Source organism: Pseudomonas sp. RW407 (assembly GCF_003176655.1).
Classification (GTDB): Bacteria; Pseudomonadota; Gammaproteobacteria; order Pseudomonadales; family Pseudomonadaceae; genus Pseudomonas; species Pseudomonas delhiensis.
This window is the reverse complement of the sequence record NZ_QGSL01000097.1, coordinates 1-599: the sequence shown is the minus strand read 5'-3', so window position 1 is coordinate 599 and position 599 is coordinate 1. Positions and strand designations below refer to the sequence as shown.

General features: G+C 69.4%; 1 protein-coding gene and 1 pseudogene. Both read left to right on the top strand.

Annotation, left to right across the window (positions count from 1 at the left end; all coding sequences use genetic code 11):
* A partial coding sequence (locus DK254_RS16850) for a fumarylacetoacetate hydrolase family protein (protein ID WP_177412078.1) occupies positions 1-352 on the top strand: 352 nt, incomplete at its 5' end.
* 14 nt (positions 353-366) lie between these two features.
* A pseudogene (locus DK254_RS16845) lies at positions 367-599 on the top strand (acetaldehyde dehydrogenase); the annotation flags it as partial.

Genomic DNA, 599 nt, shown 5'->3' with positions numbered 1-599 from the left:
CTGGAACATCCGCTTCGCCGACACCGTGGCCGACAACGCCTCCAGCGGCTGCTTCGTGCTCGGCGGCCCGGCCCGCCGCCTCGACGGCCTGGACCTGCGCGGCGCGGCCATGCGCATGACGCGCAACGACGAATTGGTGTCCAGCGGCAGCGGCGCCGAATGCCTGGGCCATCCGCTCAACGCGGCGGTGTGGCTGGCGCGCACCCTGGCCCGCCTGGGCGACCCGCTGAAGGCCGGCGACATCGTCCTCACCGGTGCCCTCGGGCCCATGGTGGCGGTGGCCCCGGGCGACCGCTTCGACGCCGAGATCGACGGCCTGGGCCGTGTCGGCGTGACCTTCAGCGCCGAATGAGCAGAGAGAAAACCATGAGCAAACGCAAAGTCGCCATCATCGGCTCCGGCAACATCGGCACCGACCTGATGATCAAGATCCTGCGCAACGCGCAGCACCTGGAAATGGCCGCGATGGTCGGCATCGACCCGGCCTCCGACGGTCTGGCCCGCGCATCACGAATGGGCGTGGCCACCACCCACGAAGGCGTGGAGGGCCTGACCCGCCTGCCGATCTTCGACGAGATCGACTTCGTCTTCGATGCCAC